16 protein-coding genes are annotated in these 25129 nt (G+C 32.0%); 10 read left to right on the top strand and 6 right to left on the bottom strand.

The features are described from left to right. The gene (gene rpsL / locus ACFQ5N_RS06900; RefSeq protein ID WP_386808757.1) at positions 1-375 is read right to left on the bottom strand and encodes a 30S ribosomal protein S12; all 375 of its coding nucleotides are present in this window, start codon (positions 373-375) and stop codon (positions 1-3) included. 789 nt (positions 376-1164) lie between these two features. Between rpsL and ACFQ5N_RS06895 the strand changes: the two genes are divergently transcribed. From ACFQ5N_RS06895 to rlmB, 9 genes are all read left to right on the top strand, one after another. Further along, positions 1165-4404 (top strand): SusC/RagA family TonB-linked outer membrane protein, encoded by a 3240-nt coding sequence (locus ACFQ5N_RS06895; protein ID WP_386808756.1) that lies wholly within the window; start codon positions 1165-1167, stop codon positions 4402-4404. A 12-nt stretch (positions 4405-4416) separates the two neighbouring features. Next, entirely contained in the window at positions 4417-5847 is a 1431-nt protein-coding gene (locus ACFQ5N_RS06890; RefSeq protein WP_386808755.1) for a SusD/RagB family nutrient-binding outer membrane lipoprotein, read from the top strand. Between the two features lie 487 nt (positions 5848-6334). After that, the gene (locus ACFQ5N_RS06885) at positions 6335-9541 is read left to right on the top strand and encodes a SusC/RagA family TonB-linked outer membrane protein (protein WP_386808754.1); all 3207 of its coding nucleotides are present in this window, start codon (positions 6335-6337) and stop codon (positions 9539-9541) included. Between the two features lie 25 nt (positions 9542-9566). Next, a complete protein-coding gene (locus ACFQ5N_RS06880; protein ID WP_386808753.1) occupies positions 9567-11276 on the top strand; it encodes a SusD/RagB family nutrient-binding outer membrane lipoprotein in 1710 nt (569 codons plus the stop codon). 14 nt (positions 11277-11290) lie between these two features. After that, positions 11291-12151, top strand: coding sequence for a hypothetical protein (locus ACFQ5N_RS06875; RefSeq protein WP_386808752.1), 861 nt, complete (start codon positions 11291-11293; stop codon positions 12149-12151). 916 nt (positions 12152-13067) lie between these two features. Beyond that, positions 13068-16139: a SusC/RagA family TonB-linked outer membrane protein gene (locus ACFQ5N_RS06870; protein WP_386808751.1), complete on the top strand. Its 3072-nt coding sequence runs from the start codon at positions 13068-13070 to the stop codon at positions 16137-16139. Positions 16140-16145: 6 nt separating this feature from the next. Then, positions 16146-17510 (top strand): RagB/SusD family nutrient uptake outer membrane protein, encoded by a 1365-nt coding sequence (locus tag ACFQ5N_RS06865; RefSeq protein ID WP_386808750.1) that lies wholly within the window; start codon positions 16146-16148, stop codon positions 17508-17510. 87 nt (positions 17511-17597) lie between these two features. After that, positions 17598-18305 carry a hypothetical protein gene (locus ACFQ5N_RS06860; protein WP_386808749.1) on the top strand — a complete coding sequence of 236 codons (708 nt, stop codon included), beginning with the start codon at positions 17598-17600 and terminating at the stop codon, positions 18303-18305. 164 nt (positions 18306-18469) lie between these two features. Then, positions 18470-19213 carry a 23S rRNA (guanosine(2251)-2'-O)-methyltransferase RlmB gene (gene rlmB / locus ACFQ5N_RS06855; RefSeq protein WP_386808748.1) on the top strand — a complete coding sequence of 248 codons (744 nt, stop codon included), beginning with the start codon at positions 18470-18472 and terminating at the stop codon, positions 19211-19213. Positions 19214-19358: 145 nt separating this feature from the next. Here the strand turns inward: rlmB and ACFQ5N_RS06850 are convergent, their stop codons facing one another. Then, positions 19359-20009 carry a rhomboid family intramembrane serine protease gene (locus tag ACFQ5N_RS06850; RefSeq protein ID WP_386808747.1) on the bottom strand — a complete coding sequence of 217 codons (651 nt, stop codon included), beginning with the start codon at positions 20007-20009 and terminating at the stop codon, positions 19359-19361. A gap of 215 nt (positions 20010-20224) precedes the next feature. On the opposite strand from ACFQ5N_RS06850, the gene ACFQ5N_RS06845 reads away from it, so the two are divergent. Beyond that, positions 20225-21499 carry a replication-associated recombination protein A gene (locus tag ACFQ5N_RS06845; protein ID WP_386808746.1) on the top strand — a complete coding sequence of 425 codons (1275 nt, stop codon included), beginning with the start codon at positions 20225-20227 and terminating at the stop codon, positions 21497-21499. Here ACFQ5N_RS06845 and ACFQ5N_RS06840 read toward each other — a convergent pair. Genes ACFQ5N_RS06840 through ACFQ5N_RS06825 form a run of 4 tightly spaced genes read right to left on the bottom strand, consistent with a single transcriptional unit; the run spans position 21496 to position 25122 of the window. Continuing rightward, positions 21496-22437, bottom strand: coding sequence for a hypothetical protein (locus ACFQ5N_RS06840; RefSeq protein ID WP_386808745.1), 942 nt, complete (start codon positions 22435-22437; stop codon positions 21496-21498). The genes ACFQ5N_RS06845 and ACFQ5N_RS06840 overlap by 4 nt on opposite strands. Before the next feature lie 52 nt (positions 22438-22489). Continuing rightward, entirely contained in the window at positions 22490-23860 is a 1371-nt protein-coding gene (locus ACFQ5N_RS06835; protein ID WP_386808744.1) for a DUF5723 family protein, read from the bottom strand. After that, on the bottom strand, positions 23857-24408 hold the full coding sequence (locus ACFQ5N_RS06830) for a hypothetical protein (RefSeq protein WP_386808743.1): 552 nt from the start codon (positions 24406-24408) through the stop codon (positions 23857-23859). The genes ACFQ5N_RS06835 and ACFQ5N_RS06830 overlap by 4 nt, the downstream gene beginning before the upstream one ends. A 33-nt stretch (positions 24409-24441) precedes the next feature. Continuing rightward, positions 24442-25122 (bottom strand): YjjG family noncanonical pyrimidine nucleotidase, encoded by a 681-nt coding sequence (locus ACFQ5N_RS06825; RefSeq protein WP_386808742.1) that lies wholly within the window; start codon positions 25120-25122, stop codon positions 24442-24444. Positions 25123-25129: the final 7 nt, after the last annotated feature.

The following is a 25129-nucleotide window of genomic DNA, read 5'->3' as shown; positions in this document are numbered from 1 at the left end:
TTACTTTTTAGGTGCTTTTGTACCATACTTAGAGCGACGTTGTGTTCTTCCATCAACACCTGCAGTATCCAATGCTCCACGAACAATGTGATACCTAACTCCTGGTAAATCTTTAACCCTTCCACCTCTAACTAATACTATCGAGTGCTCTTGTAAATTATGTCCTTCTCCAGGAATGTAAGCATTTACCTCATTACCGTTTGTTAATCTTACCCTTGCTACTTTACGCATAGCTGAGTTAGGTTTCTTAGGTGTTGTAGTGTAAACACGTGTACATACTCCTCTTCTTTGAGGACATGAATTTAGAGCTGCCGATTTACTCTTCTTAGTTGTTTTGGTTCTTCCTTTTCGTACTAATTGCGAAATTGTTGGCATACTAAAATTTTGTTATAAATTATTTAATTTCTCTTAGGTCTTTTCTAAGAGTGCGCAAATGTACAAATAAATTATTGTTTTTCAAATATGTAGATACGATATTTTTTTAATTGATTATACACATATTATATATTAGAAATAAGCCAACTATAAATACAAAACAAAAACGTCAAACAATATTATAAATTTAATTAGCAAAATAAACTTCAAATACCTGAAAAACGAAATCAAAAAAAATAGTTATTTTGATTAAGACACCCGAATTCATATTTATATAATTCAACAAATACAAAACACAACTATTTAATACATATAATATGTATAGCAGTTAAAAAAAATAAAGCATTAAACATTGAAAATACGAAACCACATAACTCAATCAAAAAAATTCAACTTAAATCTTTCAATAAAGTAAATACTAAATAATCTATATAAAACACGCATTTCAAAATAATTAAAAAATCACTTGGAAAAAGCAAAAAAACATACCTTTTCTACTTAAAACAGATAAAATAATCCTAAATATTACTCATGACTTTAAAAAAATTTAAAAAACTTCAAAAAACACAAACAATTCAAGAGTTAGCATTAAATTAACACTACTTTTTTTATAATCTTAAAAAAAAGGGAGTAAAACATCCTGAAACTTACACTATTCTCATTTTAAAAATGTAAATAATTAGTTATTTTCATGCTTTTTTAACATTTTTTAAAGTCTAAACAACCAAAAGTTTGTTTTATTAACATATTATTAAGAATTTTGGCCTCATTAATTCAAATAATTATATAATGAAAACAAAGTTTAATGGTTTTTTAACGCTACTACTAGCGTTTATGGTGCAAATTACGTTTGCACAAGAAAAAACTGTTACTGGTAAGGTTACCGATTCAAGCGGTCCATTACCTGGAGTAACAGTAGTTGTAAAAGGTACCAGTATTGGTACACAAACAGATTTTGATGGTAATTATTCAATTCAAGCCAACACTGGAGCTATATTACAATTTAGCTTTATTGGAATGGAATCGGTTGATAAAACTGTTGAAGCATCTAATGTTTTAAATGTACAAATGATTGAAAGCGCAGAAGCGTTAGATGAAGTTGTTGTAACGGCATTAGGTATTAAGCGTGATAAAAAGAGTTTAGGTTATGCTACTCAAGAAGTAAAAGGAGACGCTGTAAATACAGCAAAAGATCCTAACTTCGTTAACTCATTATCAGGTAAAGTTGCAGGTATTGATGTAAAATCAAGTGGAACAATGGGTGGATCTACAAACGTAGTTATTCGTGGTTACTCTTCATTATACAACAGTAACCAAGCTTTATTTGTAGTTGATGGTGTACCTGTTAGTAATATTAACTCTAACTCATCAGATCAATCAACTGGTCGTGGTGGTTACGATTATGGTAATGCTGCACAAGATATTAACCCAGATGATATTGAATCTGTTAACATCTTAAAAGGTGGTGCTGCAACTGCATTATACGGTTCTAGAGCTGCAAATGGTGTAATTGTAATTACAACTAAAAAAGGTAAAGATCGTGCAAATCAAGGAATTGGTGTTACTGTAAATTCTTCTGTTACTTTTAACAAGTACAACAAAGAAACAATGGCTCAATACCAAAAAGAGTATGGAGCTGGATACTCTGATTACTACTATGACGCTGGTGGACCTAGAGATGGTGGATTTTTCTTAAGAGATATGGATGGTGATGGTATTGAAGACTTAACTACTCCTTCTACTGAAGATGCATCTTTTGGTGCTATTTTTGACCCTAGCTTAGATGTTTACCAATGGGATTCTTGGTACCCACAATTAGAAGATACTTATTTACAAGCATCTCCTTGGGAAGCTGCAGAGAATGATCCAAACTCATATTTCCAAACTGGTAGCACAATATTTAACAGTGTTGCAATTGACGGAGCAAATGAACAAGGTAGATTTAGATTAGGTTATACTAAATTAAACCAAGAAGGTATCTTAGAAAACAGTTCTATTATTAGAGATAACGTTGACTTTAACGCTAGCTACAACTTAACTGATAAATTTACTGCAAGTGCAAAAGCAACGTATGTAAAAACAAAAGGTAAAGGTCGTTATGGTACAGGGTATGACTCAAACAACCCTATGCAAGCTATGAGACAATGGTGGCAAACAAACGTTGATGTAAAAGAACAAAGAGCTGCATATTTTGCAACTGGAGACAACATCACTTGGAACTCAAACGATCCTCAATCTGATTTAAGTCCAATCTATTCAGATAACCCATACTGGACACGTTACGAAAACTATGAAACAGATTCAAGAAATCGTGTGTTTGGTAATGTTACTTTAAACTATGAGCTTACTGACTGGTTAAGCGCAATGGGTAGAGTTACTTTAGACACATACAGCGGTATTCAAGAAGAAAGAATTGCTGTAGGATCTGTTGATATTTCAAAATACTCTCGTTTTAACGAAAGCTTTACTGAAAACAACTTTGACTTTATGTTAAACTTTGACAAAGACTTAAGTGAAAAAATTAACTTAAGAGCTGTTTTAGGATCTAACATTCAAACAACAAAATATTCAAGCATTAGCTCTTCAACAAATGGAGGTCTTAGTATTGCTGGATTATATGCTCTTTCAAATTCAGCAGGTACATTATTAGCACCAACTGAATACGAATACAACAGAAGAACAGATGGTTACTATGCAAACGTATCTTTAGACTATAACAACCTTATCTTTGTTGAAGGTTCTTACCGTTATGATATTGCTTCTACATTACCAACTGACAACAATGCATACTCTTACTATGGAGCATCAGGTAGTTTATTATTCTCAAGTTTAATAGACTCTAACGCTATTCAATTAGGTAAATTAAGAGTTGGTTACGCAAAAACTGGTAACTCAGCTAGTCCACTTTCTGTTTATGATGTATATGTTTTAGGTGATAACGTAGGTGGTCAAGCAATTGCTTCTTTACCTTCTACAAAAAACAACAACGACCTTAAAAATGAAATTTCTAACGAAATGGAAGTTGGTTTAGAAATGGCTTTTCTTCAAAACAGAGTTGGGTTTGATTTATCTTACTACTACAAAACTTCTGAAGATTTAATTACTCCTGCATCTATTACAGCTGCTACAGGTTACACACGTCAGTGGATTAACGCCGGTGAAATTGAAAATAAAGGTGTTGAATTATCTTTATACGGTTCTCCTGTAAAAACAAGTGACTTTGAATGGAGAGTTGATGTTAACTGGGGTAAAAATAAAAGTGAAGTTTTATCATTACCTGATGGACTTGAAAACTTACAGTTAACTTCATTACAAGGTGGTGTTTCTATCAACGCTACAATTGGAGAAGCTTACGGACAAATTAAAGGTTCTGACTTTGTATATGCTGACAACGGTGGTAAAATAGTAAACCAAGAAACAGGATATTATGAAAAAACAGCTAGTACTTCTGAAAACTTAGGTAGCTTCCAAGCTGACTGGAAAGGTGGTATTAACAACTCATTCAAATACAAAAACTTATCATTTAGCTTCTTAATTGATGTTCAAAAAGGTGGTAACGTATTCTCATTAGATACTTGGTATGGATATGCAACAGGATTGTATGATTTCCAAGCTGGTACTAATGACTTAGGAAACGAAAAACGTACTTCACTTGCTGATGGTGGTGGTGTAATTTTACCAGGAGTTGCTCCTGACGGAACACCAAACGAAGTAAGATCAAGATACGATTACTACGCAAATGGTGAAGGTTATGCAAGAGCTCCTAACGCTTTACACGTATACGATGCTGGTTACGTAAAATTAAGAGAGGTTAGTTTAGCATACGCTTTCCCAAGCCACTTATTTGAAAACAGCTTTATTGAAAATTTAACATTCACTGCAACAGGAAGAAACCTTTGGATAATTGACAAAAGTTTACCTTACAGTGATCCAGAAGCAGGTTTAAGTTCAGGAAACGTTCAAGGTTACCAATCAGGTGCTTATCCATCTACAAAGGACTTTGGGTTTAACGTAAAAATAGAATTTTAAAAAATGAAAATAATGAAAAAATTAATATTAATTGCCTTACTTATTGGTACAACAATATCTTGTGAAGATTTTGAAGGCTGGAATGTTGACACCAAGAATCCAAGTGAAGTACCGGCTAGTTTTTTAATGACTAGTGCTCAAAGAACCTTATTTTTAAGGATGACTAGTCCAAGTGTAAGTTATAACATTTTCAAAATGTTTTCTCAACACTGGACAGCAACAACTTACAATGATGAAGCTAACTACGATTTAAGACAAAGAGATGTTAGTGGTACATTTTACACATACCTTTACAGAGATGTATTAAGCGATTTACAAGAAGCTAAAAAAATTGTAACAGCTGAAGAAGTAAGTGTATTTGAACAACCAATAAAAGATAACCAATTAGCTATTATTGGATTAATGGAAGTTTATACTTGGCACGTAATTGTTGACACATTTGGAGATGTTCCTTACAGCGAAGCTTTATTAGGTAGCGACAATTTATTACCTGTATATGACAATGATGCTGATATTTATATGGATTTATTTGCAAGAATTGATGCTGCATTAGCATTAATTTCATCTAATGATTCTTTTGGTGGTAGCGATTTAATTTACGGAGGAGACATGAATAATTGGAAAAAGTTTGGTAATTCTTTAAAATTAAGAATGGCTGTTCGTATTTCTGATTATGACCTTGCAAGTGCAAAATCTTATGCACAAGCTGCAATTAACGGAGGTGTTTTTGAATCAAGTTCAGATAATACGTCATTTCCTTTTGAAGGAGGACCACCAAATGCAAATCCAATTTGGAGTGCAGTTGTTGAATCAGGAAGATCTGATATTGTAGTTGCTAACACATTTACTGATATCATTAACCCTTTAAATGACCCAAGAGCTTCAGTTCTTATGAGAGACAACATAGATCCTTACACAGGTGGACCTTACGGAGCTAACAATACATTTTCTAACTACACACATATTGGTGATGTATTTCATGAAGCTGATTTAGAAGGAATCATCTTAAGCTACGAAGAAGTTGAGTTCTTGCAAGCAGAAGCTATTGAACGTAACTTAATTTCAGGTGATGCAGAAACTCATTATAACAATGGTGTTACAGCTTCAATTGAATACTGGACTGGTAGTGATGCAGATGCTGCAGCTTACTTAGCACAATCTACTGTTGCTTATGATGCTTCAAACTGGCAAAAAAGTATCGGTGTTCAAAAATGGATTGCTCTTTACGGAAAAGGTTTTGAAGCTTGGAGTAGCTGGAGAATGTTAGATTACCCAGAAATGAATACACCTCCTGTTTCAAACTTACCTGTACCAAGACGTTACTTATATGGTAATGATGATCCAGATATTAACGGTACTAACTATGCTGCTGCTGCTTCAGCAATGGGTGGTGACGAATTAGATTCAAGAGTATTCTGGGACATTAACGGTGTTGGAAACTAAGAACCTAAATAGTATCGCATAAAAGATACATTTAACTGAATATTTAAAAAGCCTTGAGAAAAATCTCAAGGCTTTTTTTTACGAATAAAAATCACCAAATTAAATTTACTACGCCCTATTCTAATTTAATTTCTATAAAACCAAATTCAAGACTTTTATCTATTCAAAACCATCTTAAACCCAAATTTATCGAGAAAAAAATATACTTTTTTAACCCTATTTTAAACATTTCTCAAGCAACAATAACTTCAAACCACTCCTCCCCCACTCATTTTAAAGAAAACTCAACAAATAAAATAACTTCAAACCATTGTAAACCAATATATTAACACTCTTATTTAAAAATTAACGAATTCTTAACGGTTAATTCAAAAACAATTAAATGTTAATTTAGCACACTTTTATGTAAAAGTTGTTGATTTATTTTCTCCTCCTTCTTAATATATTTACCACAACAAAGAATAAATTTAACTCAAACAAATTTACAATGAAAACAAAGTTTAATGGAATTTTAACGCTACTACTAGCGTTTATGGTGCAAATTACGTTTGCACAAGAAAAAACTGTTACTGGTAAGGTCACCGATGCAAGCGGCCCATTACCTGGGGTAACAGTTGTTGTAAAAGGTACCAGTACAGGTACACAAACTGATTTTGATGGTAATTATTCAATCAAAGCCAACACTGGAGCTATACTACAATTTAGCTTTATTGGAATGGAAGCGATTGATAAAACTGTTGAAACATCTAACGTTCTAAATGTACAAATGATTGAAAGTGCACAAGCGTTAGATGAAGTTGTTATTACAGGATTAGGAATTAAAAGAGAGAAACAAGCATTAGGTTATGCCGTTTCAAAAGTTGATGCCAAAGAAATTCAACAAAAATCTGAAGGAGATATTGGTCGTGTATTATCTGGTAAAGCATCCGGTGTAAACATCCAATCACAAAGTGGTATGTCTGGTTCAGGAACTAGTATAATTATTAGAGGTATGAACTCTTTTAGTGGTAGCAACCAACCACTATTTATTGTTGATGGTGTACCTTTTAGTAGTGACACAAATGCACAAGGAGATTTTGTTGATGGTAATAACGGTTCTTCACGTTTCTTAGATTTAGACCCTAACAACATTGAGAATGTAAACATTCTTAAAGGTCTAGCAGCATCAACATTATATGGTACACAAGGTAGAAATGGTGTAATTTTAATTACAACTAAATCTGGTAGTACTACAAAAGGCCCTAAAAAAACAGAAATTACAGTAACTAGTTCTGCATTTATAAATGAAATTGCATCTATGCCAAATTACCAAAATGAATATGGTGGTGGATTTGATCAAAGTTTTGGATGGTTTTTCAGTAACTGGGGACCTTCTTTTGAAAAAGATGGACCTGCAGGTTGGGGAAGTCAAGCTGCATTTGATGAAAACGGAACTGTTGAACACCCATACTCAACAGCATCTGCAGCTACAGGAATTCCTGCTGCATTTCCAGAATATGCTGGTGAACGTTACGAGTACAAACCATATGAAAGCGTTGAGAACTTTTTTAGACAAGGAGTTATTCTTAATAATAGTATAAATATTAGAGGATCTTCAGATGATGGAAAAGTTTCATATAATGCAAGTTACAGTAATTTAGATGACACAGGTTTTACACCTGGAAACACGCTAAAAAGAAATTCATTTAGTTTAGGTGGTAGAGCTATTTTATCAAATAAGTTCACTGTAAGTGGAACAATGAACTACACAAAAACTAACTTTAAAACACCTCCAGTAGCGGCAAGTTATGGTAGTAATGTAAGTGGTAACAATGCATCTATTTTTGCAAATTTATTCTATACTCCTCGAAGTGTAGATTTAATGGGATTACCATACCAAAATCCAGTAACTGGAGAATCTGTTTATTACCGTCAAAATAACAGTATTCAAAATCCATTATGGACTGTTGAAAATGCAGGAAACACACAAGATACTCACAGGGTTTTTGGAAGTTTATCTTTAGCATATGAGTTAAATGACAACATGAACTTAACTTATAGATATGGTTATGATATGTATAGTGAAAACAACAGTAACTACTCTAACAAAGGTGGAAAAACTGGTAGTGAAGCTAACCAAAGTGGTGTATACGAAACTTGGAACAACACAAACACAATTGATGACCACAATATTACATTAAATGGTAATTACGATATTAGTGAAAGCTTAGATATTTCATTCTCAGCTGGTGCAACATCAAGACGTGATGTTTATGACAGAAATGGTGTAGCAAGTGTTGGTCAACAAGTATTTGGAACTTTAAAGCATTTTAACTTTGCTGAACAAGATGAAATTGAATACTACGAAGAAAGAAATATCTTAGGTTTATATGGACAAGCAGAATTAGGATTAAATTCTTATTTATACCTTACTTTAGCAGCACGTAAAGATTGGGTATCAAATTTAACTGATGCAAATAATTCTATTGCATATCCTTCAGCAAGTGTTTCGTTTATCCCAACTAAAGCATTTGATATAAAAAGTAACACTTTAAATTATTTAAAATTTAGAGCTGGATATGGTACTTCTGCAAACTTCCCTACAGGTTACCCTGTATCATCTACACTTAGTTTAAATACTCAAGATTTTATTGATGAAGATGGAACAAAAATTGTAACTAATACTTCAGGTAGCCAATTAGGTAATACTAATTTAAAACCTGAAAGAATTGATGAAATTGAATTTGGTGTTGAAGGTAGATTCTTCAATAATAGAATATCTTTAGACGCCTCTTTATACTCAAGAAAAACTAGAGATTTAATTATTTCTCAACCTTTAGATCCTTCAACAGGTTACTCTACAACACAAACAAACGTTGGTGAGGTACAAAATGATGGTATAGAAATAGATTTAGGTATTGACTGGATTGCTAAACAAGACTTCAATTGGAATACAAATATTAATTTCACTAAAAACGAAGCAATTGTAAATGATTTAGGTCAGGATACTGATATGATTGTGTTTGCTGGTTTTACTAACTTAGGTAATGCCGCTATTGAAGGTGAGTCTTTAGGAACAATGGTAGGTTCTACTATTGCAAAAGATGATAATGGAAATTTAATGGTAAACTCATCAGGTTCATATGAAGTTGACAATGACACTAATATTATCGGTGATTCTACACCTGATTTTATGTTTAACTTTGGAAACTCTGTTTCTTACAAAAACTTTTCATTAAACTTCTTATTCACTTGGACTCAAGGAGGAGATATGTATGCAATGACACCATCTACGCTTTTAGGTAGAGGGGTTGTAAATGCTGAAGGAGTAGATAGAGCAAACTCATTTGTTTTACCAGGTGTAGGCCCAGATGGTGAAGAAAACACAGTTCAAATTAACAATTCAACTTATTATTTTAGTAACTTATTATATGGTCCTGATGAAATGTTAGTTTATGATGCTACAGTTGTAAGACTACAAGAATTATCTTTATCTTATAGACTTTCAGATAAAGCATTAGCTAAAACTCCTTTCGGATCTGTATCTATAACATTTACAGGAAACAACTTATGGTTTAACGCTCCTAATATGCCAAAGAACACTAATTTTGATCCTAACGTAGCTGGATTAGGTGTAGGTAACGGTTCTGGTTTTGAATACTTGAATGGTCCAAGTTCAAGAAGATACGGTATGAGTCTTAAAGCTTCATTTTAAACAAACTAATTAAAGATTTTAAATTATGAAAAAAATAAATTATCTAATAAAACTTATGTTTTTCTGTGGAGCTTTTCTATTAAGTTCTTGTGAAACAACTGAGTTAAATATTACAGAAAATCCAAATGCTCTGACACCAGAGCAAGCAGACCCGGATTTCTTCTTAAATGCTATCCAAGAGGACTTTGCATTTTTAGTTGAAGGGTTTGGAAGATACGGTGCTGAAGTTACACGTATTGACTATATGGAAGGTAGAGTTTACAGTAGTGCATACTCGCCATCTAATTTTGATGATGATTGGGAAGAATCTTACCAAGTTATCATGCAAGATATTGACCTTATGAACAATTTAGCCGTTGAATCTGAATTAAACTACCACATAGGAATGGGGCAAGTTTTTAAAGCTTACATTATGATGACATTGGTAGATTTCTTTGGAGAAGTACCGTATACTGAAGCTTTACACGGTTCTGATAATTTAAACCCAATGGCTGACTCAGGTGAAAGTATTTATACTGAAGTAATCTCTCTTTTAGATGGAGCAATTGCAAATTTTGAAGGAGATGCAGCAGCAGAGCCTCAATACGATTTATACTATGATATGGATTGGGCTAACTGGGTTAAGCTTGCTAATACACTAAAAATGAAAGCTTACATTTCTACAAAACTTGTAGACGCTACTGCAGAAAGTAAATTTAATGCCATTGTAAGTTCAGGTAACTACATTACAAGTAATGATGAAGATTTCCAATTCACTTGGGGAACTAATGAATTATTACCTGATACACGTCACCCAAGATATTCAGCTAGTTATACTTCTACTGGTGGTGGAGACTATATGTCTAACTCACTTATGGATTATATGACAGGTAAAAATGATGGAGCCTATAGTAACCCGTTAAACTTTGATATTCGTACATTGTATTATTTCTATAGACAAAATTCATCAACTCCTGGTCAAGATGGAGCAGAACCAGATGAAGAAACATTAGAATGTAGTTTATATACACCACCTGCACATTACGAAGGATTCACTTATTGCGGTGTACCAAAAGGATGGTGGGGAAGAGATCACGGTAATGATTTAGGTATTCCACCTGATGGATTCTTAAGAACATTAGTAGGTGCTTATCCTGCCGGAGGTGCTTTAGATGATTTATCTTACGATTCTAAAGTAAACGGTGACGGAAACGGAGGAGCCGGAATTACACCTGTAATGTTAGCATCTTGGGTTCAATTTATGATTGCTGAGTTTCAATTTGACAATGGTGAAGTTGAAAGTGCAAAAACAAGTGTATTTAACGGAATTGATTTATCTATAGATAAAGTAACTAACTTTTTACCTTCAACAGACAGATTTGATTGGTTATTTGGAGATGCTGATGATGGTCCTGCAATTAATCATCAAGACGACTTTATTACTTGGTTTATAAGTGATTTAGAATCTGATTGGGATGCTGGTACAAATGAAGACAAAATGAATATTTTAGCTATGCAATATTTTGTTGCTTGTTATGGAAATGGTATTGACCCTTATAACTTCTACAGAAGAACTGGTTACCCTACAACATTACAACCAAATATTGAACCAAATCCTGGAGCTTTTATTCGTTCATTCTACTACCCATCTAACTATGTAAATACAAATGTGAACGCTACTCAAAAATCGACAGTAACTGAACAAGTATATTGGGATATAAATGCTGCTTCACCAGGATTCCCAGTATCTAACTAATAAAAATTTAAACAATGAAAAAAATATTAAATAAAATATTAATTTTTGCTCTTATCTTCGCTACAACTTTTAGTTGTAAAGATCCAGATAATACAGTTTACACTGTTACTGAAAATATAGAGTATGGAGCAATTCTGAGAACTCTTGAAATTAAAAATTTAAATTTCAATATATTCGATTTAACTTCTAAATTCGAAGTTGAATTTGAAGAACAAGATGAAGAATACGGAGATCTTTTATCAAAAGTAGATATTTATGTTTCTCATAATAACAAAACTGAAGGAACTTCTTCTTCTGAGGTATTAGCTGCTTCTATAGACGCTTCTGAATTTGTTTTAAGTGAAGCTAACAAATTACCATCAACTTCATTTGCTATAACTTTTGCTGAAACATTAGCTACTTTAGGGCTTTCTGAAGGTGATTACTTTGGTGGAGATCAATTTGTTTTCAGACTTGAGTTAACTTTAACTGATGGCAGAGTATTTAGTTCAGATGATGCAAGTAGTACACTACAAGGATCATATTTTAACTCACCTTACGCATACACATCTACTATTATATGTGTTCCTGAAACTCCATTTACAGGTGTATACGTTATTGATATGCAAGATTCTTATGGAGACGGATGGAATGGTGCATCAGTTGATGTTACAATTGATGGAACTACAACTCCATACACTTTAACAAGTGGTTCTTCAGGTTCTGTTGATGTGGATGTACCAGACGGAAGTACTGAATTAATTTTTAGTTTTTCATCTGGAGATTGGGATGGTGAAGTTACTTTCCAAGTCTATGCTCCTAGTGGAAACTTGGTTTTTGAAGGAGGACCAAGTCCTGCTGTAGGACCATTCGCTTTAAACTTATGTGATGAATAAAAAATAATCCCATAATTAAATATAAAAACCACTCAAATTAATTTTTGGGTGGTTTTTTTATTCTGAACAACTTTAAAATAAGAATGGTAAAACAACAACTACTCAAGTACAAAATCCTCACCAAAATATACTGAAATAATAAACAACAACATATTTAGTTAGAAATCTATTTAATTTTTAACCATTCATATAAAACAGAAAAAATTTATTTATGATACATTATATATACACGACAACGAAAAATATAGTATTCAAATAAATTACTTTTTAAAGGAAAAGAAGTTGAAGCTTTAAGTAACAAAAAAAATAGATTCTCCTAAAACGAATATACCACCTAATTATCTTATCAGTAAATAAAGAAATGATCAATAACTATTTAGGTCTACCTTAATTTTATAATTCAAATAATAATTTACATTCTGTAGCATTCATTAGTATGAATATGTTAGAAACTACAAATAGGATATGAGTATAATTTCTTACTTCTATTTAAAAAAATTCAAGCTATTTACATAAAACACCTAAATACTATTTAGTATCCAATAATTCAAAAAATAACATCTGACTCAAAAAAAAAATTAAAAAAATTTTAAAAAAAAATAGCGAACAAGACCTTCCTGAAAAATATACTTTTTTAACCCAAATCTAAAAAAAACCAAAAATCAACAAACAACACCAAACATCCGCTCAGCCCCTTGTTTTCAAGGGAATAAAACTACTAAAAGTTCATAAACATGCTTTTTTAACCATTTTTTAGGAAAAAAAACTTCAATTTTAACGCAACCTTAACTATTAATTTTCATCTTATGGTAGTTAACTTAGTATAGCTATATGCAAAAGTTGTTGCTTTATATTAACATCTTTTTTATATATTTATCGCAGATTTAAACATAAATTTAACTCAAACAAATTTACAATGAAAACAAAGTTTAATGGAATTTTAACGCTGTTATTAGCGTTAGTAGTGCAATTCACTTTTGCACAAGAAAAAACAGTTTCGGGTACTGTTTCTGATGAAACCGGACCATTACCTGGAGTAAATGTTATTGTCAAAGGTACTAGTAATGGTACTCAGACAGATTTTGATGGGAAGTTTTCCGTAACAGCTTCAGCAAACGATATCATCGTTTTTAGCTTTATAGGAATGAATACTATTGAAAAAACTGTTGGTGCTTCTAATACTATTAATGTAGTAATGGAAGGTAATAACGTTCTTGAAGAGGTAGTAATTTTAGGTTACGGAACTCAAAAGAAAACTGAAATTACAGGTTCAACAGTACAAGTAAACGCAGACGAAATTGCAAATGTTCCTGTAGCATCAGTTGATCAAGTGTTACAAGGTAAAGTAGCTGGTTTAGTAATAAACGGTTCATCTGGTACACCAGGAGCAACTAATGATATTAGAATTAGAGGTATTAGTTCAATTACTGCAGGTAATGAACCTTTATTTGTAATTGACGGAGTGCCAATGGTTAACGGAAATGCTTCTGCAACAACATCTGGTTCATCTCTTTCTATCTTATCAAGTATTGATAGTAACAATATAGAAAGTATGACTGTATTAAAAGATGCATCTGCAACTGCTGCCTATGGAGCACGTGGAGCAAATGGTGTAGTTGTAATTACAACTAAAAGTGGTAGAGCAGGTAAAACTAGCTTCAACTTCAACTCATCTTATGGATGGTCTAATGATGCTGTAGATGGACCAACTCCATTAACAGCTGCTGAAAGAGAAATGTTATACTATGAGGCTATTTACAATACATATGGTGAAGCTTATGGTTTTACAAAAGATGAAGCTCAAGATTTTTATGAAACTTACCCAAGTTCATTTGGTACTGACTACACAGACTGGAATGCAGCTGGTAGACCAGAAGGAAATTGGTCTGATGTAATTACAAATGAAAATGCTCCTTTACAAGAGTACAACTTATCTGCTCAAGGAGGTGATGAAACATCTAGCTTCTACGTAAGTTTAGGTTACTATGACCAAGAAGCAACTGTAATTGGTTCTACATTTGATAGAATTTCAGGATCATTAAATTTTGACAAGCAATTATCTGAAAGCATTAAATTTAGTACTAAAAATCAAGCTTCACATACTTACCAAGATGGTTTATTAGAATCAAGTGCTTATTTTTCTTCTCCACGTGCAGTTAAATTCTTTATGCCTGGATTAGATCAACCTTATACAACTGAAGGTGAAATAAACGTATTAGATCCTGGTACTTCTTTACCTAATCCACTTTGGATTGCACAAGAAGATATTGATGATTCTAAATTTACAAGAATTTTATCTAACAACTCTGTAGAATGGGCAACTCCAATTGAAAATTTAGTTTTCAGTTCAAGAGTAAACATTGACTACCAAATCTACAACTACAAAAGATATAGAAACAGAGTTCGTGGTGATGGTGCTAGTACAGACGGTTACGGATGGCAAGAGCACAACAGCAGAACAAACTATGTATTCCAAAATGCTTTAGATTATTCATTTGATATTAATGAAGATCACAGTATTTCTGTAAAAGCTTTACAAGAATGGCAAAAAAATAGATTTTACTATTTAGGTGCTGATGGTGAATCTTTTGCTGATGACGGGTTAACAAACTTAGATTCTGCAGGTAGTCCAACTTCTGCTTATTCAGGATACACTGACTGGTCAATTGCTTCTTACTTAGGAACAATTCACTACTCTGGTTACAACTCTAAATATGTTTTAGATGCTACATTTAGAAGAGAAGGTAGTTCAAGATTTGCTCCTGACAATAGATGGGGTAACTTCTGGTCTGTTGGTGCAGCATGGAACATTTTCAAAGAAGGTTTTATGGAAAATGCAGATTGGTTAAGCAACTTAAAACTTAGAGCATCTTATGGTGTAACAGGTAATGCTTCAATTGATTTAAACCAATTCCAAGCTAAATTTGGATACGGATCTGATTACGCAGGTGAAGGTGCTGTAGTACCAACAACTTTTGGTAATGATGATTTATCTTGGGAAACTTCTTATACTTATGACATTGGTCTTGAGTTTGGTTTCTTACAAAACAGAATTAGTGGTTCTATTGCTTACTATAACAGAGAGTCTAGAGACTTATTATTAGATGTGCCTCTTTCTTTAACTACTGGATTTACTTCTCAATATAGAAATATTGGTAGTATGGAAAATAAAGGTATTGAAGGAGAAATTAACTTTAGAATTATTGAAAAAGAAGACTTCAACCTTTCTTTAGGTGGTAACTTTGCTTCAAATGCAAATGAAGTATTAAAATTAGCGAAAGATGGTAATGGTGAAACTATTACAATTACATCTTCAACTAGAAAAGTTGACGAAGGACACCCAGTATACGGATGGTTTATGCCAACTTGGGCTGGTGTAGATCCTGAAACAGGTTCTGAATTATGGTACATTAACGGAGAAGAAGGTACAGAAACTACTGATAACTTTAATGACGCTGAAGCTGTATGGCAAGGAGGAAGCCAATTACCTACAATTACTGCTGGTATGAACTTCCACGTAGACTTTAAAGGAATCTTTTTAGATGCTAGTGCATATTACGCAGGAGGACACAAAGTATACGAATCTTGGGCGAGATATACGCAAGGAACTGACCTTTTCACAACTGCTTACTACCAAGGATTAAATACATTACTTGATAGATGGCAAGAGCCAGGTGATACTGGAACAAGAAATGGTAAATTTGAATACACAACTAGACCATGGCAAAGCCACTCTAAATTCTTATATGATGGTGACTTCATCAGACTTAAGAATGTGACTTTAGGATATGACTTTAACTCTAAAACTCTTGAACAAATCAATTTCTTTGATTCATTTAGAGTATATGTACGTGCAACAAACGCATTTACTTGGGTGAAGGATGAGTACTTGAAATTTGACCCAGAAACTATTTCTAGCAACGGTCAAACTGCATTAACAACACCAGCTTCAAAGTCATTCATATTTGGTATTAACTTTAAATTTTAAGAAATCATGAAAAAAATAAATAGAATATACTTATTGGTTTTCATAGGGCTTATATCATTCACTGGATGTAACACAGATGATTTAGACCCTAGCCTTGAACAAGAAAAAACTGTTGAAGGAAGTATTACCGATGTTAGCAACCTTTATGGTATTATTAAAGGTGCATATAGCATAATGACCGGTAGTGGTTATTACGGAAGAGACATTATTGTAACAAATGAAGTAAGAACTGACAACTGTTTTTCTAACGGAAACTCTGGTCGTTTTACAACACAAGCTACATTTACATACAACGAAAACACAGGTTTTATGTGGGATAATGCATACGCTGCAATTGCGAGTGCAAACATTATCATTGGAACTGATGTTTCTTCATTAAGTGGAGATGCTGCATACGGTGAGCACTTAAGAGGTCAAGCATATGCTATGAGAGCTTTATGTCACTTTGATTTATTAAGAGAATTTGGTCAACAACACGTTGGAGGAACATTAGGTGTACCTTATGTAACGGAATTTAAAGGAAGTGATTTATTTCCAAGTAGAAATACTGTTGCTGAAGTAAAAGAAATGATTATGGATGATTTAACTATGGCATTTAGCTTAATGAGCGATTCATATTTTGATTCATCAAAACAATTCATATCTAAATACGCTGCAAAAGCTATTGAGTCTAGAGTTGCAATATACTTTGGAGATTGGGCAACTGCTAAATCAGCTTCAAAAGCTGTTATTGATTCAGGTTTATATTCAATTATTCCTGCTGCTGATTATGTAAATTCATTTAACCAAAATAGCTCAGGTAACTCAATTTTTGAATTAGCCTTTAATTTAGCTGATAACTTAGGAAGTAACAGTTTAGGTTTTATTTACAAATTAGGAGCTACTGGTAGTTATGGTGACGTTCAAGTTATTGATGAAGTAATTGATATTTTTGAAACTGGTGATGTTAGAGCTGATATTTTAGGATATGAAGGTTTAATGTTAAGAAACTTATACAAATACCCTGACTTAAATGGTGTAAATAACGTAAATCTTATTAGATATGAAGAAGTTATTTTAAACTATGCTGAGGCTTTATTAGAAGATGGTGGAGATGCACTTGCACAAATTAACAAGTTAAGACTTGAAAGAGGTGTACCTGCTTTATCTGCTGTAACTAAAGAAGATATTCTTGATGAAAGAAGAAAAGAATTAATGTTTGAAGGGTTTAGATATGATGATTTATTAAGAACTGGACAAGACATTACTAAATTCTCATTACAACAAAATATTTCTGCAACTATTCCTTACGGAGACTCTAGAATGGCTTACCCTATTCCAGCTGCCGAAATGAATGCAAACTCAAATATGGTACAAAATGACGGTTACTAAACCAACATTTTAACTAAATAATTTTAAAACCACTCAGATAAATATTTGAGTGGTTTTTTATTTTAAAAGAACAATAACACTACTAAAATGAAACGCTACGCACTACTAAATTTACTTTGCTTTTTTATAGCTATAAATATGTATTCTCAACAATATATGGATGGTCAAATGACTGCACAAGTTCAAAATGCCTACCATAAAGTATTAGGACTATCAAGAGAAAGTACACCTCTTGAAGAAAATATTGTTGGAACACAATATTTCAACGAAGATTTTACAATTGGGCAACTTTATATGAACTCTAAAAAATATGGAAAAAAAATACCACTCAGGTATAATGCATATGTTGATGATATTGAAATTGAATTAAACAATCAAATTTCATTCATTAAAAAGTTAACAGATCTAACTGCTACTATTAATAATGAAACGTATACTTTAAAATCATTCTATACAAAAGAAGACATTGTTGAAAGCGGATATTTGATAGAGCTTTACATAACAGATAGCTTAAAACTATATAAACAAACTAAAAAAGTATTCAAAGAAGGAAGAGTTGCTCAAACAAGCTTAACCACTTCTACTCCACCTAAATTAGTTGATTACATTTATTATTACATCCAATTAAACGAAACAGTTTTACCTCAAAAAATAAAGAAAAGTAAAAAGGAAATTAGCAGCATTTTCCCAACACATAAAACTGAAATAAAAAAATATTTAAAAGAAAACAATGTTAATATTAAAAATGAAGCAAGTATTATAGCTTTATGTAAATACTATTCTTCCTTAAATTAATACTAACAGAAAAAAGGATTGTTCATTTAACTGTTATTTCTAAGTAAGAGAATTTTTGTTTGAATTAATTGTTTTTATAATATACTAAAGCATCATTTTAAACTAAATAAATTTAAAACCACCTCTAATCGAGGTGGTTTTTTATTTTTAAGTACATTTGCACTATGGAAAACGAAGAATCTAAAATTTTTGGAATTAGAGCAGTTATAGAAGCTATTAATTCAGGTAAAACAATTAGTAAAGTATATTTACAAAAAGGTTTAACTGGACATTTATTTTCAGAATTAAACACACTTATAAAAGCACACAATATAGCAAGCAGCTATGTACCTGTAGAAAAACTAAATAGATTTTCAAAAAACAGTAACCACCAAGGTGTTGCAGCACAAATTTCACCAATAGGATTTATTGATTTAGATGATTTGATAACTTCTACCTTAGAAAAAACCACTACACCTCTATTTTTATTATTAGATCAACTTTCTGATGTACGAAATTTTGGCGCTATTATTAGAACAGCTGAATGTACTGGAGTAAACGGTATCATAATTCAAAAACAAGGAAATGCCCCTGTGAGTGCTGATACTATTAAAACTTCAGCAGGTGCAGCATTTAAGGTTCCAATTTGTAAAGTAGATCATATTAAAGATGCTATTTTTCATTTTCAAGCAGCCGACATACAAATTGTAGCTGCAACTGAAAAAACTGATAATTTAATTTACGATATCAATTTAACTGTACCAACAGCTATAATTATGGGCTCAGAAGATAGAGGAATAAACCCATCCATTTTAAAAATTGCAACGCATAAAGCTAAATTACCGCTATTAGGTGAAATTGAATCTTTAAACGTATCTGTGGCTTGTGGTGCTTTTTTATATGAAGCAACAAGACAACGTTTAAAATAAAACGCACAGCAACTTAAAAGTTGAGCAATTAAAATCATAAACTGTACACCGTATGTAATTAGGTGTACAACTAATAAAAAAAGGTGTACAACTATTTTAAAAAGATGTACATCTTTTTTTATATCTCGTTAATATCAAGATTTTCTTAATCTTCTTCAGGTGGAACAAAATTCCCGTTTTCGTCAAATAATTTTTCAAACTCTTCATTTTCAGAATACTGAAATTGTTCAGGTTGCGGTCCAAGTTTACGGAACAAAACAGCAAAAGAAAGACCAACAATAAAGCCAGATAAATGACCTTCCCAAGAAATACGTTCTTCTACAGGAAAAATATACCAAATCATACTTCCGTATAAAAATACAACTGCTAATGATAATGCTATTAAACGATAATATTTACGTAATAATCCGCTAAAAAAAATAAAGCTAACCAACATATATACAACACCACTAGCTCCAATATGATACGAAGGGCGCGCAAAGGACCATGTTAAAATTCCGGTAAGCAATAATCCAATTAACAAAACTTTACTTGCAATTTTACCATAGAAATAATACAAACTCCATAACATTGCCAACAACGGAATAGAGTTATTAAATAAGTGCTTTATATCGCTATGTATAAATGGTGAAAACAGAACGCCTTTTAAACCTTTCAATGTTTTAGGAAAGATTCCAAATTTATTAAAATTAAATCCAAACTGAATTTCAATAAAGTAAATAAACCACAATAACAACACTGTACAAACAGCAATATATAAGGCCTTAGATTTAAAAACAACTTGGTGGTTAGACATAGTGTAAAAATACAATTAATTCTATTGCTGCAATGTCTCAACTATTTATTTTAAACTTAAGTATTTATTGAAGATTACTTTGCGTTAGGGATTGCAGCGGTATCCTTTCTTTTGAATGAAACAACGTAGAAATCTAACAAAAGATTTAGCTAAAAGCCCAACACAAATGCAATGCTGTGTAACGCCCAAAACAATATTATTGTTATTTTTACCATATGAATGAACCTTTAGCAGAACGGATTCGTCCAAAAAACTTAGACGATTATATTAGTCAGCAACATTTAGTTGGTAAAAATGGCTCTTTAACGCAACATATTAAACGCGGAATTATTCCATCGCTAATTTTATGGGGACCGCCGGGCATTGGAAAAACTACGTTGGCAAATATTATTGCGCAAGAATCTAAACGCCCATTTTACACCTTGAGCGCCATTAGTTCTGGAGTAAAAGATGTGCGTGATGTGATACAAAAGGCAAAACAAAGTGGTGGTTTATTTACAACTAAAAACCCAATACTTTTTATTGATGAGATTCATAGGTTTAGCAAATCTCAACAAGATTCTTTACTTGGTGCAGTTGAAAAAGGATGGGTAACTTTAATTGGGGCAACTACTGAAAACCCAAGTTTTGAGGTGATTCCGGCATTACTTTCTCGCTGTCAAGTTTATATTTTAAATTCGTTTACAAAAACTGATTTAGAAGCTTTATTACAACGTGCTTTGCAAAAAGATAAATTTATTTCAACCAAAAAAATTGAAATTAAAGAAACAGATGCTTTGCTTAGAATATCTGGTGGAGATGCTCGAAAGTTGCTAAATATTTTTGAATTGGTGGTGAATTCTGAAGATGAACCTATTACCATTACCAATGAAATGGTGCTGTCAAAGGTTCAAAAAAACACTTCATTTTACGACAAAACAGGTGAACAGCATTATGATATTATTTCGGCCTTTATTAAATCTATTAGAGGAAGTGATCCTAACGCTGCTGTTTATTGGTTAGCAAGAATGATTGAAGGTGGTGAAGATGCCAAATTTATTGCCCGAAGATTACTTATTTTAGCTTCAGAAGATATTGGAAATGCAAACCCTACCGCTTTAATTTTAGCCAATAACACTTTTCAGGCAGTTACTACTATTGGTTTTCCTGAATCACGCATTATTTTAAGTCAGTGTGCGGTTTATTTAGCTAGTTCACCTAAAAGTAACACCTCATACGAAGCCATTGGAAAAGCACAGGCGTTGGTTAGAGAGACTGGTGACCTTTCTGTTCCGTTAGCACTAAGAAACGCTCCAACAAAGCTTATGCAAGAATTAAATTATGGTAAAGAATATAAATATTCGCATAACTACGAAAATAACTTTGCGGCACAGGAATTTTTACCAAAAGAAATTGAAAACACCAAACTATTTGAACCTGGTAATAACCCAAGAGAAAATAGTTTGAGAGAGTTTCTTAAAAAACGTTGGAAAACTAAATACAATTATTAGTTTACTCTTTTATAGATTTTAACACCTGATTTTGAGTCTATTTTTAGATTACCGTTTTCATCTAATTCTAACAATTGAGTTTGCTTAAACCCTGTTTTTTTCACCATAAAAATATTTGGTTTTGAAGTTGTGTAAATTTCAGCAAACTCAAAATCTTCATCACCACCAACTACTTTGTAATCGCTTCCTTTTTTTGAAATAACACATTTTCCCCACATATCAATAAAATAGGTTCCTTCAATTGTAAATGACTTTTCTTCTTTTTCAGGTTCTATAGTAGCTTCTTGCTTTGGAACAACTACCGGTACAGCAGCTACAGCAACAACGGCTGTTGAATTTACTGTTTTAGCAGCAGCATCAATTTCACTTTTTGTTTCAACCGCTTCTTTCTCTACTGCAGGTTCAACAGGTGCACTTGCAATTTCTTCATTTATAGCTTCTACAGCCACTGCTTCTTTTACTGGAACATCGCTAGTATCAGTTTCAGAAAGTTCCGCAGCTAAAGCTTCTTTTTCAGCTTCTTGTTCTTTCATAGCTGCATACGCTTTTCTAATTGCATCGTGATATCCTCTTTCAAAATCTTTTATTTTAGATCTTCCAAATGGCGTTGTGTACAAAACTGTGTTATGACAGTCAACCAAACTAATAGTCACTTTAGTAGATAAGAATCCAGAAATATCATTTACCATTACCTTAAGTGCTAAACAAGGATTTGTAGCCAAATCTTTTGGTAAACTATCGTCGCTAAAATAAACTCCATAGTCTTCTTTTTCAAACAAAAACTTTACCAATGAGTTTACTTGATACTGGTCTTCTGATTTTTGAAATTCATATTGATTTGGAACAATAACATATTTATAATCTTTTATTGATTTTTGCGCAAATAAAGTAGTACTAATTAAAATAAAAAGACAAAATGTAGAAAATGTACGTAACATAAATTATGAACTGAATTAAATATTATTATGTGATTTTTTGTAAATGTACTAATTATTTATTGTAAAATATAAAATTTAAACCAGCCTGCATACTTATACTTTTAGCACTGTACAAATTATTTAAATACAACAAATTATCAGCCACAACATACAAATTTAATGGACCTAATTGCGTTGAGACTCCAACTCCTAAATTTGAAAACGAAAAAGGATCTGCTGTATAAGATATTTTGGCTTGTAACAACTTACTAAACCTACGTTCATAAAACAAAGTAGCAGCCACATATGAATGCACAGAACCCAACCTTGAGAATAATTGAAGGCCAACTTTATTCACATATTTATCGGGCCTTAACTCAAATCTACAGTCATCAAATTCTCGTCCAAAAGAGTAGTAAAGTGATCCGTTTAACTTTAAAGGTCTTGTGGCAATATAATTTGAATACAATGTATCAATTTGTACTTCTTCTTCAAACCTATCTTTTAAATCGTTCCAATAATCTTCAGGATTCTCTAAATCAAAACCTAAGTCAAAACCTTCTAATTCAAAACTACCTTTTGCGCTGTACGACTCAACATCTTTGGTATAATAAATAAAACCTAGATCTTGTGCGCTTCCAGTTACAGTCCATTGTTTTTTGAAATGATACGTAAAACCAACATCTACACCTATACCATAGTTTCCACTAAAAAACATTTTTTTTATATAATCTGAAGGTTCAATAGCATCATAATCATCTAAAATAATTCCTGAAGTTTGAACAGACATATCTACATTTTCTAGTCTTTGTGTATAAATATTATTTTGTCCTTCAATAGAAACTAATGAACCATTATTTGAGGTGCTTTTTGCATTTAAAACACCAGTATAAAGTTTAAACCTACCTCCTATTTGAAGCTTGTTATTTATTCTTTTTGAAGCACCAATGTGATATACACCTAATAACTCAGCCCTAGCAGAGAGTTTGTTTACCTCGTAATGTCTATTAATATCTTGATTTCCTTCGTACACCAAATCAATCAAGTCTCTAGGAACTTTAATTAAACTATTGAATTCTTGATAATATCCAAAACTTAAATATGTAGCTTCATTTAGTTTAAAACCTCCACTAAAAACCTCTAATTGTTCATTAAATTGTGTGAACTCTGCATTTCCATAATCTTGAACAACCTGTGCAATTTTTTCATTAATATCTACGGTACTTTTTGAAAAAATATCATACGCCGAAAAAGCTGTTATTCCTCCTTGAAATGATACTTGAGAAAGTAGTGGAAAACCAACATAAAATTTATTCTCAACCTCGGCTCCCGGATTTAACATAAGTGTTTGTGGCAATCCTGCAAAACCATACAATACTTGCTTGTTTTGAGCTGCTACAGCCGCATAAAAACACATAAAAACTATAAGTATGCTATTTTTCATATGTTTTTATAATTAAAAAATAATTCTAAAGACGACTTAAATTCTAAACTATATACATCATCAGGTTGTAAAACACTTCCATCACTACTTGCGCTTAATGCAATTATAAAACCGTAATAAGCGGTATTAAAAACAACAGGAATATCTTGCGAAGGAATTTCTATAACAGTTGTTAATTCGGTTGAATTTGCAGGAATTAAAATTGGATCTAATTGATAGATTGGGTTTTGATCTATATCAAAAAAAATTATTTCTACATTAAAATCTCTATTGAATTCATTATTTGTAAGAATAGTTAATTTAACCTTCTCTACATATTTTTGAGAAACATTTGCAAAAGATGCCTGAATAACATCAGCCTGAACAGGCTCTTCAATATTTTGTGATGTTAAAAAATCAGGAGCTTCTAAATTAAAATACACCAACGTTACTAAGTAACTGGTATGTATATCTACATCATCAATTTGATCAAAATCTACTTCTTTTGTACAGCTAAAAGTAAGAAATAGCAACAAAAAAATTGCACTAATTTTATAAGGGGTTTTCATTACAAATAATAAAGTTTAATGGGGTGATTTACTTTATAAGTATTTTTTTATTTCATTTAAATTTGAAACTGATTTTATATTTTGTGAAACAGGCTCGTTGTTAAAATTACAATAAATAACATCAAAACCCGCATTTTTAGCACCCATAATGTCAGCTTCCCAATTATCTCCAATCATAATTGATTCTTTAGAAGTAGCTTTTGCTGTTGCTAATGCGTGCTGAAAAATTATGGGATTTGGTTTTTTTACGCCTACATCTTCAGAAGTAATTATAGACTTAAAGTACTTTGTTAAATTAGATTTTTCTAGCTTTTTATATTGCACTTCATTAAAACCATTGGTAATAATATGCAATTCATAATTTGGCTTTAAATGATCTAGCAAATCATGTGCTCCATCAAATAACAAATTACTATCAGGTAACACTTTTATATAATCAACAGATAGATGGTCTATTAAAGTATTTGATGCTGTAAAATTTATTTTTTTAAAGGTATCTTTTAATCGTCCAACGCGTAACTCTTCTTTTGAGACCTTATCCTTAGCGTATAAGCTCCAATATTTTTGATTGATTGGCTTATAATAATTTAAAAATTTCTCTAAACTAACCTCAACATTATGCTGTTTAAAAATAGTTTGAAAAGCAATATCAGAATTGGTTTCAAAATCCCAAAGTGTATGATCTAAATCAAAAAATATGTGGTTTATTTCCATTTTTTAA

The sequence above is a fragment of the Lutibacter holmesii genome, from assembly GCF_042679665.1.
Taxonomy (GTDB): Bacteria; Bacteroidota; Bacteroidia; order Flavobacteriales; family Flavobacteriaceae; genus Lutibacter; species Lutibacter holmesii.
The sequence above is the reverse complement of the archived record's forward strand: the minus strand, read 5'-3'. Positions and strand labels throughout refer to the sequence as shown.

What these genes read in the sequence shown, in the direction of transcription:
- ACFQ5N_RS06890 (WP_386808755.1), top strand. Translation starts at nt 4,417, where the DNA reads ATGAAAAAATTAATATTAATTGCCTTACTTATTGGTACAACAATATCT.
- ACFQ5N_RS06845 (WP_386808746.1), top strand. Translation starts at nt 20,225, where the DNA reads ATGAATGAACCTTTAGCAGAACGGATTCGTCCAAAAAACTTAGACGAT.
- ACFQ5N_RS06895 (WP_386808756.1), top strand. Translation starts at nt 1,165, where the DNA reads ATGAAAACAAAGTTTAATGGTTTTTTAACGCTACTACTAGCGTTTATG.
- ACFQ5N_RS06860 (WP_386808749.1), top strand. Translation starts at nt 17,598, where the DNA reads ATGAAACGCTACGCACTACTAAATTTACTTTGCTTTTTTATAGCTATA.
- ACFQ5N_RS06870 (WP_386808751.1), top strand. Translation starts at nt 13,068, where the DNA reads ATGAAAACAAAGTTTAATGGAATTTTAACGCTGTTATTAGCGTTAGTA.
- ACFQ5N_RS06830 (WP_386808743.1), bottom strand. Translation starts at nt 24,408, where the DNA reads ATGAAAACCCCTTATAAAATTAGTGCAATTTTTTTGTTGCTATTTCTT.
- rlmB (WP_386808748.1), top strand. Translation starts at nt 18,470, where the DNA reads ATGGAAAACGAAGAATCTAAAATTTTTGGAATTAGAGCAGTTATAGAA.
- ACFQ5N_RS06865 (WP_386808750.1), top strand. Translation starts at nt 16,146, where the DNA reads ATGAAAAAAATAAATAGAATATACTTATTGGTTTTCATAGGGCTTATA.
- rpsL (WP_386808757.1), bottom strand. Translation starts at nt 375, where the DNA reads ATGCCAACAATTTCGCAATTAGTACGAAAAGGAAGAACCAAAACAACT.
- ACFQ5N_RS06835 (WP_386808744.1), bottom strand. Translation starts at nt 23,860, where the DNA reads ATGAAAAATAGCATACTTATAGTTTTTATGTGTTTTTATGCGGCTGTA.
- ACFQ5N_RS06825 (WP_386808742.1), bottom strand. Translation starts at nt 25,122, where the DNA reads ATGGAAATAAACCACATATTTTTTGATTTAGATCATACACTTTGGGAT.
- ACFQ5N_RS06880 (WP_386808753.1), top strand. Translation starts at nt 9,567, where the DNA reads ATGAAAAAAATAAATTATCTAATAAAACTTATGTTTTTCTGTGGAGCT.
- ACFQ5N_RS06875 (WP_386808752.1), top strand. Translation starts at nt 11,291, where the DNA reads ATGAAAAAAATATTAAATAAAATATTAATTTTTGCTCTTATCTTCGCT.
- ACFQ5N_RS06840 (WP_386808745.1), bottom strand. Translation starts at nt 22,437, where the DNA reads ATGTTACGTACATTTTCTACATTTTGTCTTTTTATTTTAATTAGTACT.
- ACFQ5N_RS06850 (WP_386808747.1), bottom strand. Translation starts at nt 20,009, where the DNA reads ATGTCTAACCACCAAGTTGTTTTTAAATCTAAGGCCTTATATATTGCT.
- ACFQ5N_RS06885 (WP_386808754.1), top strand. Translation starts at nt 6,335, where the DNA reads ATGAAAACAAAGTTTAATGGAATTTTAACGCTACTACTAGCGTTTATG.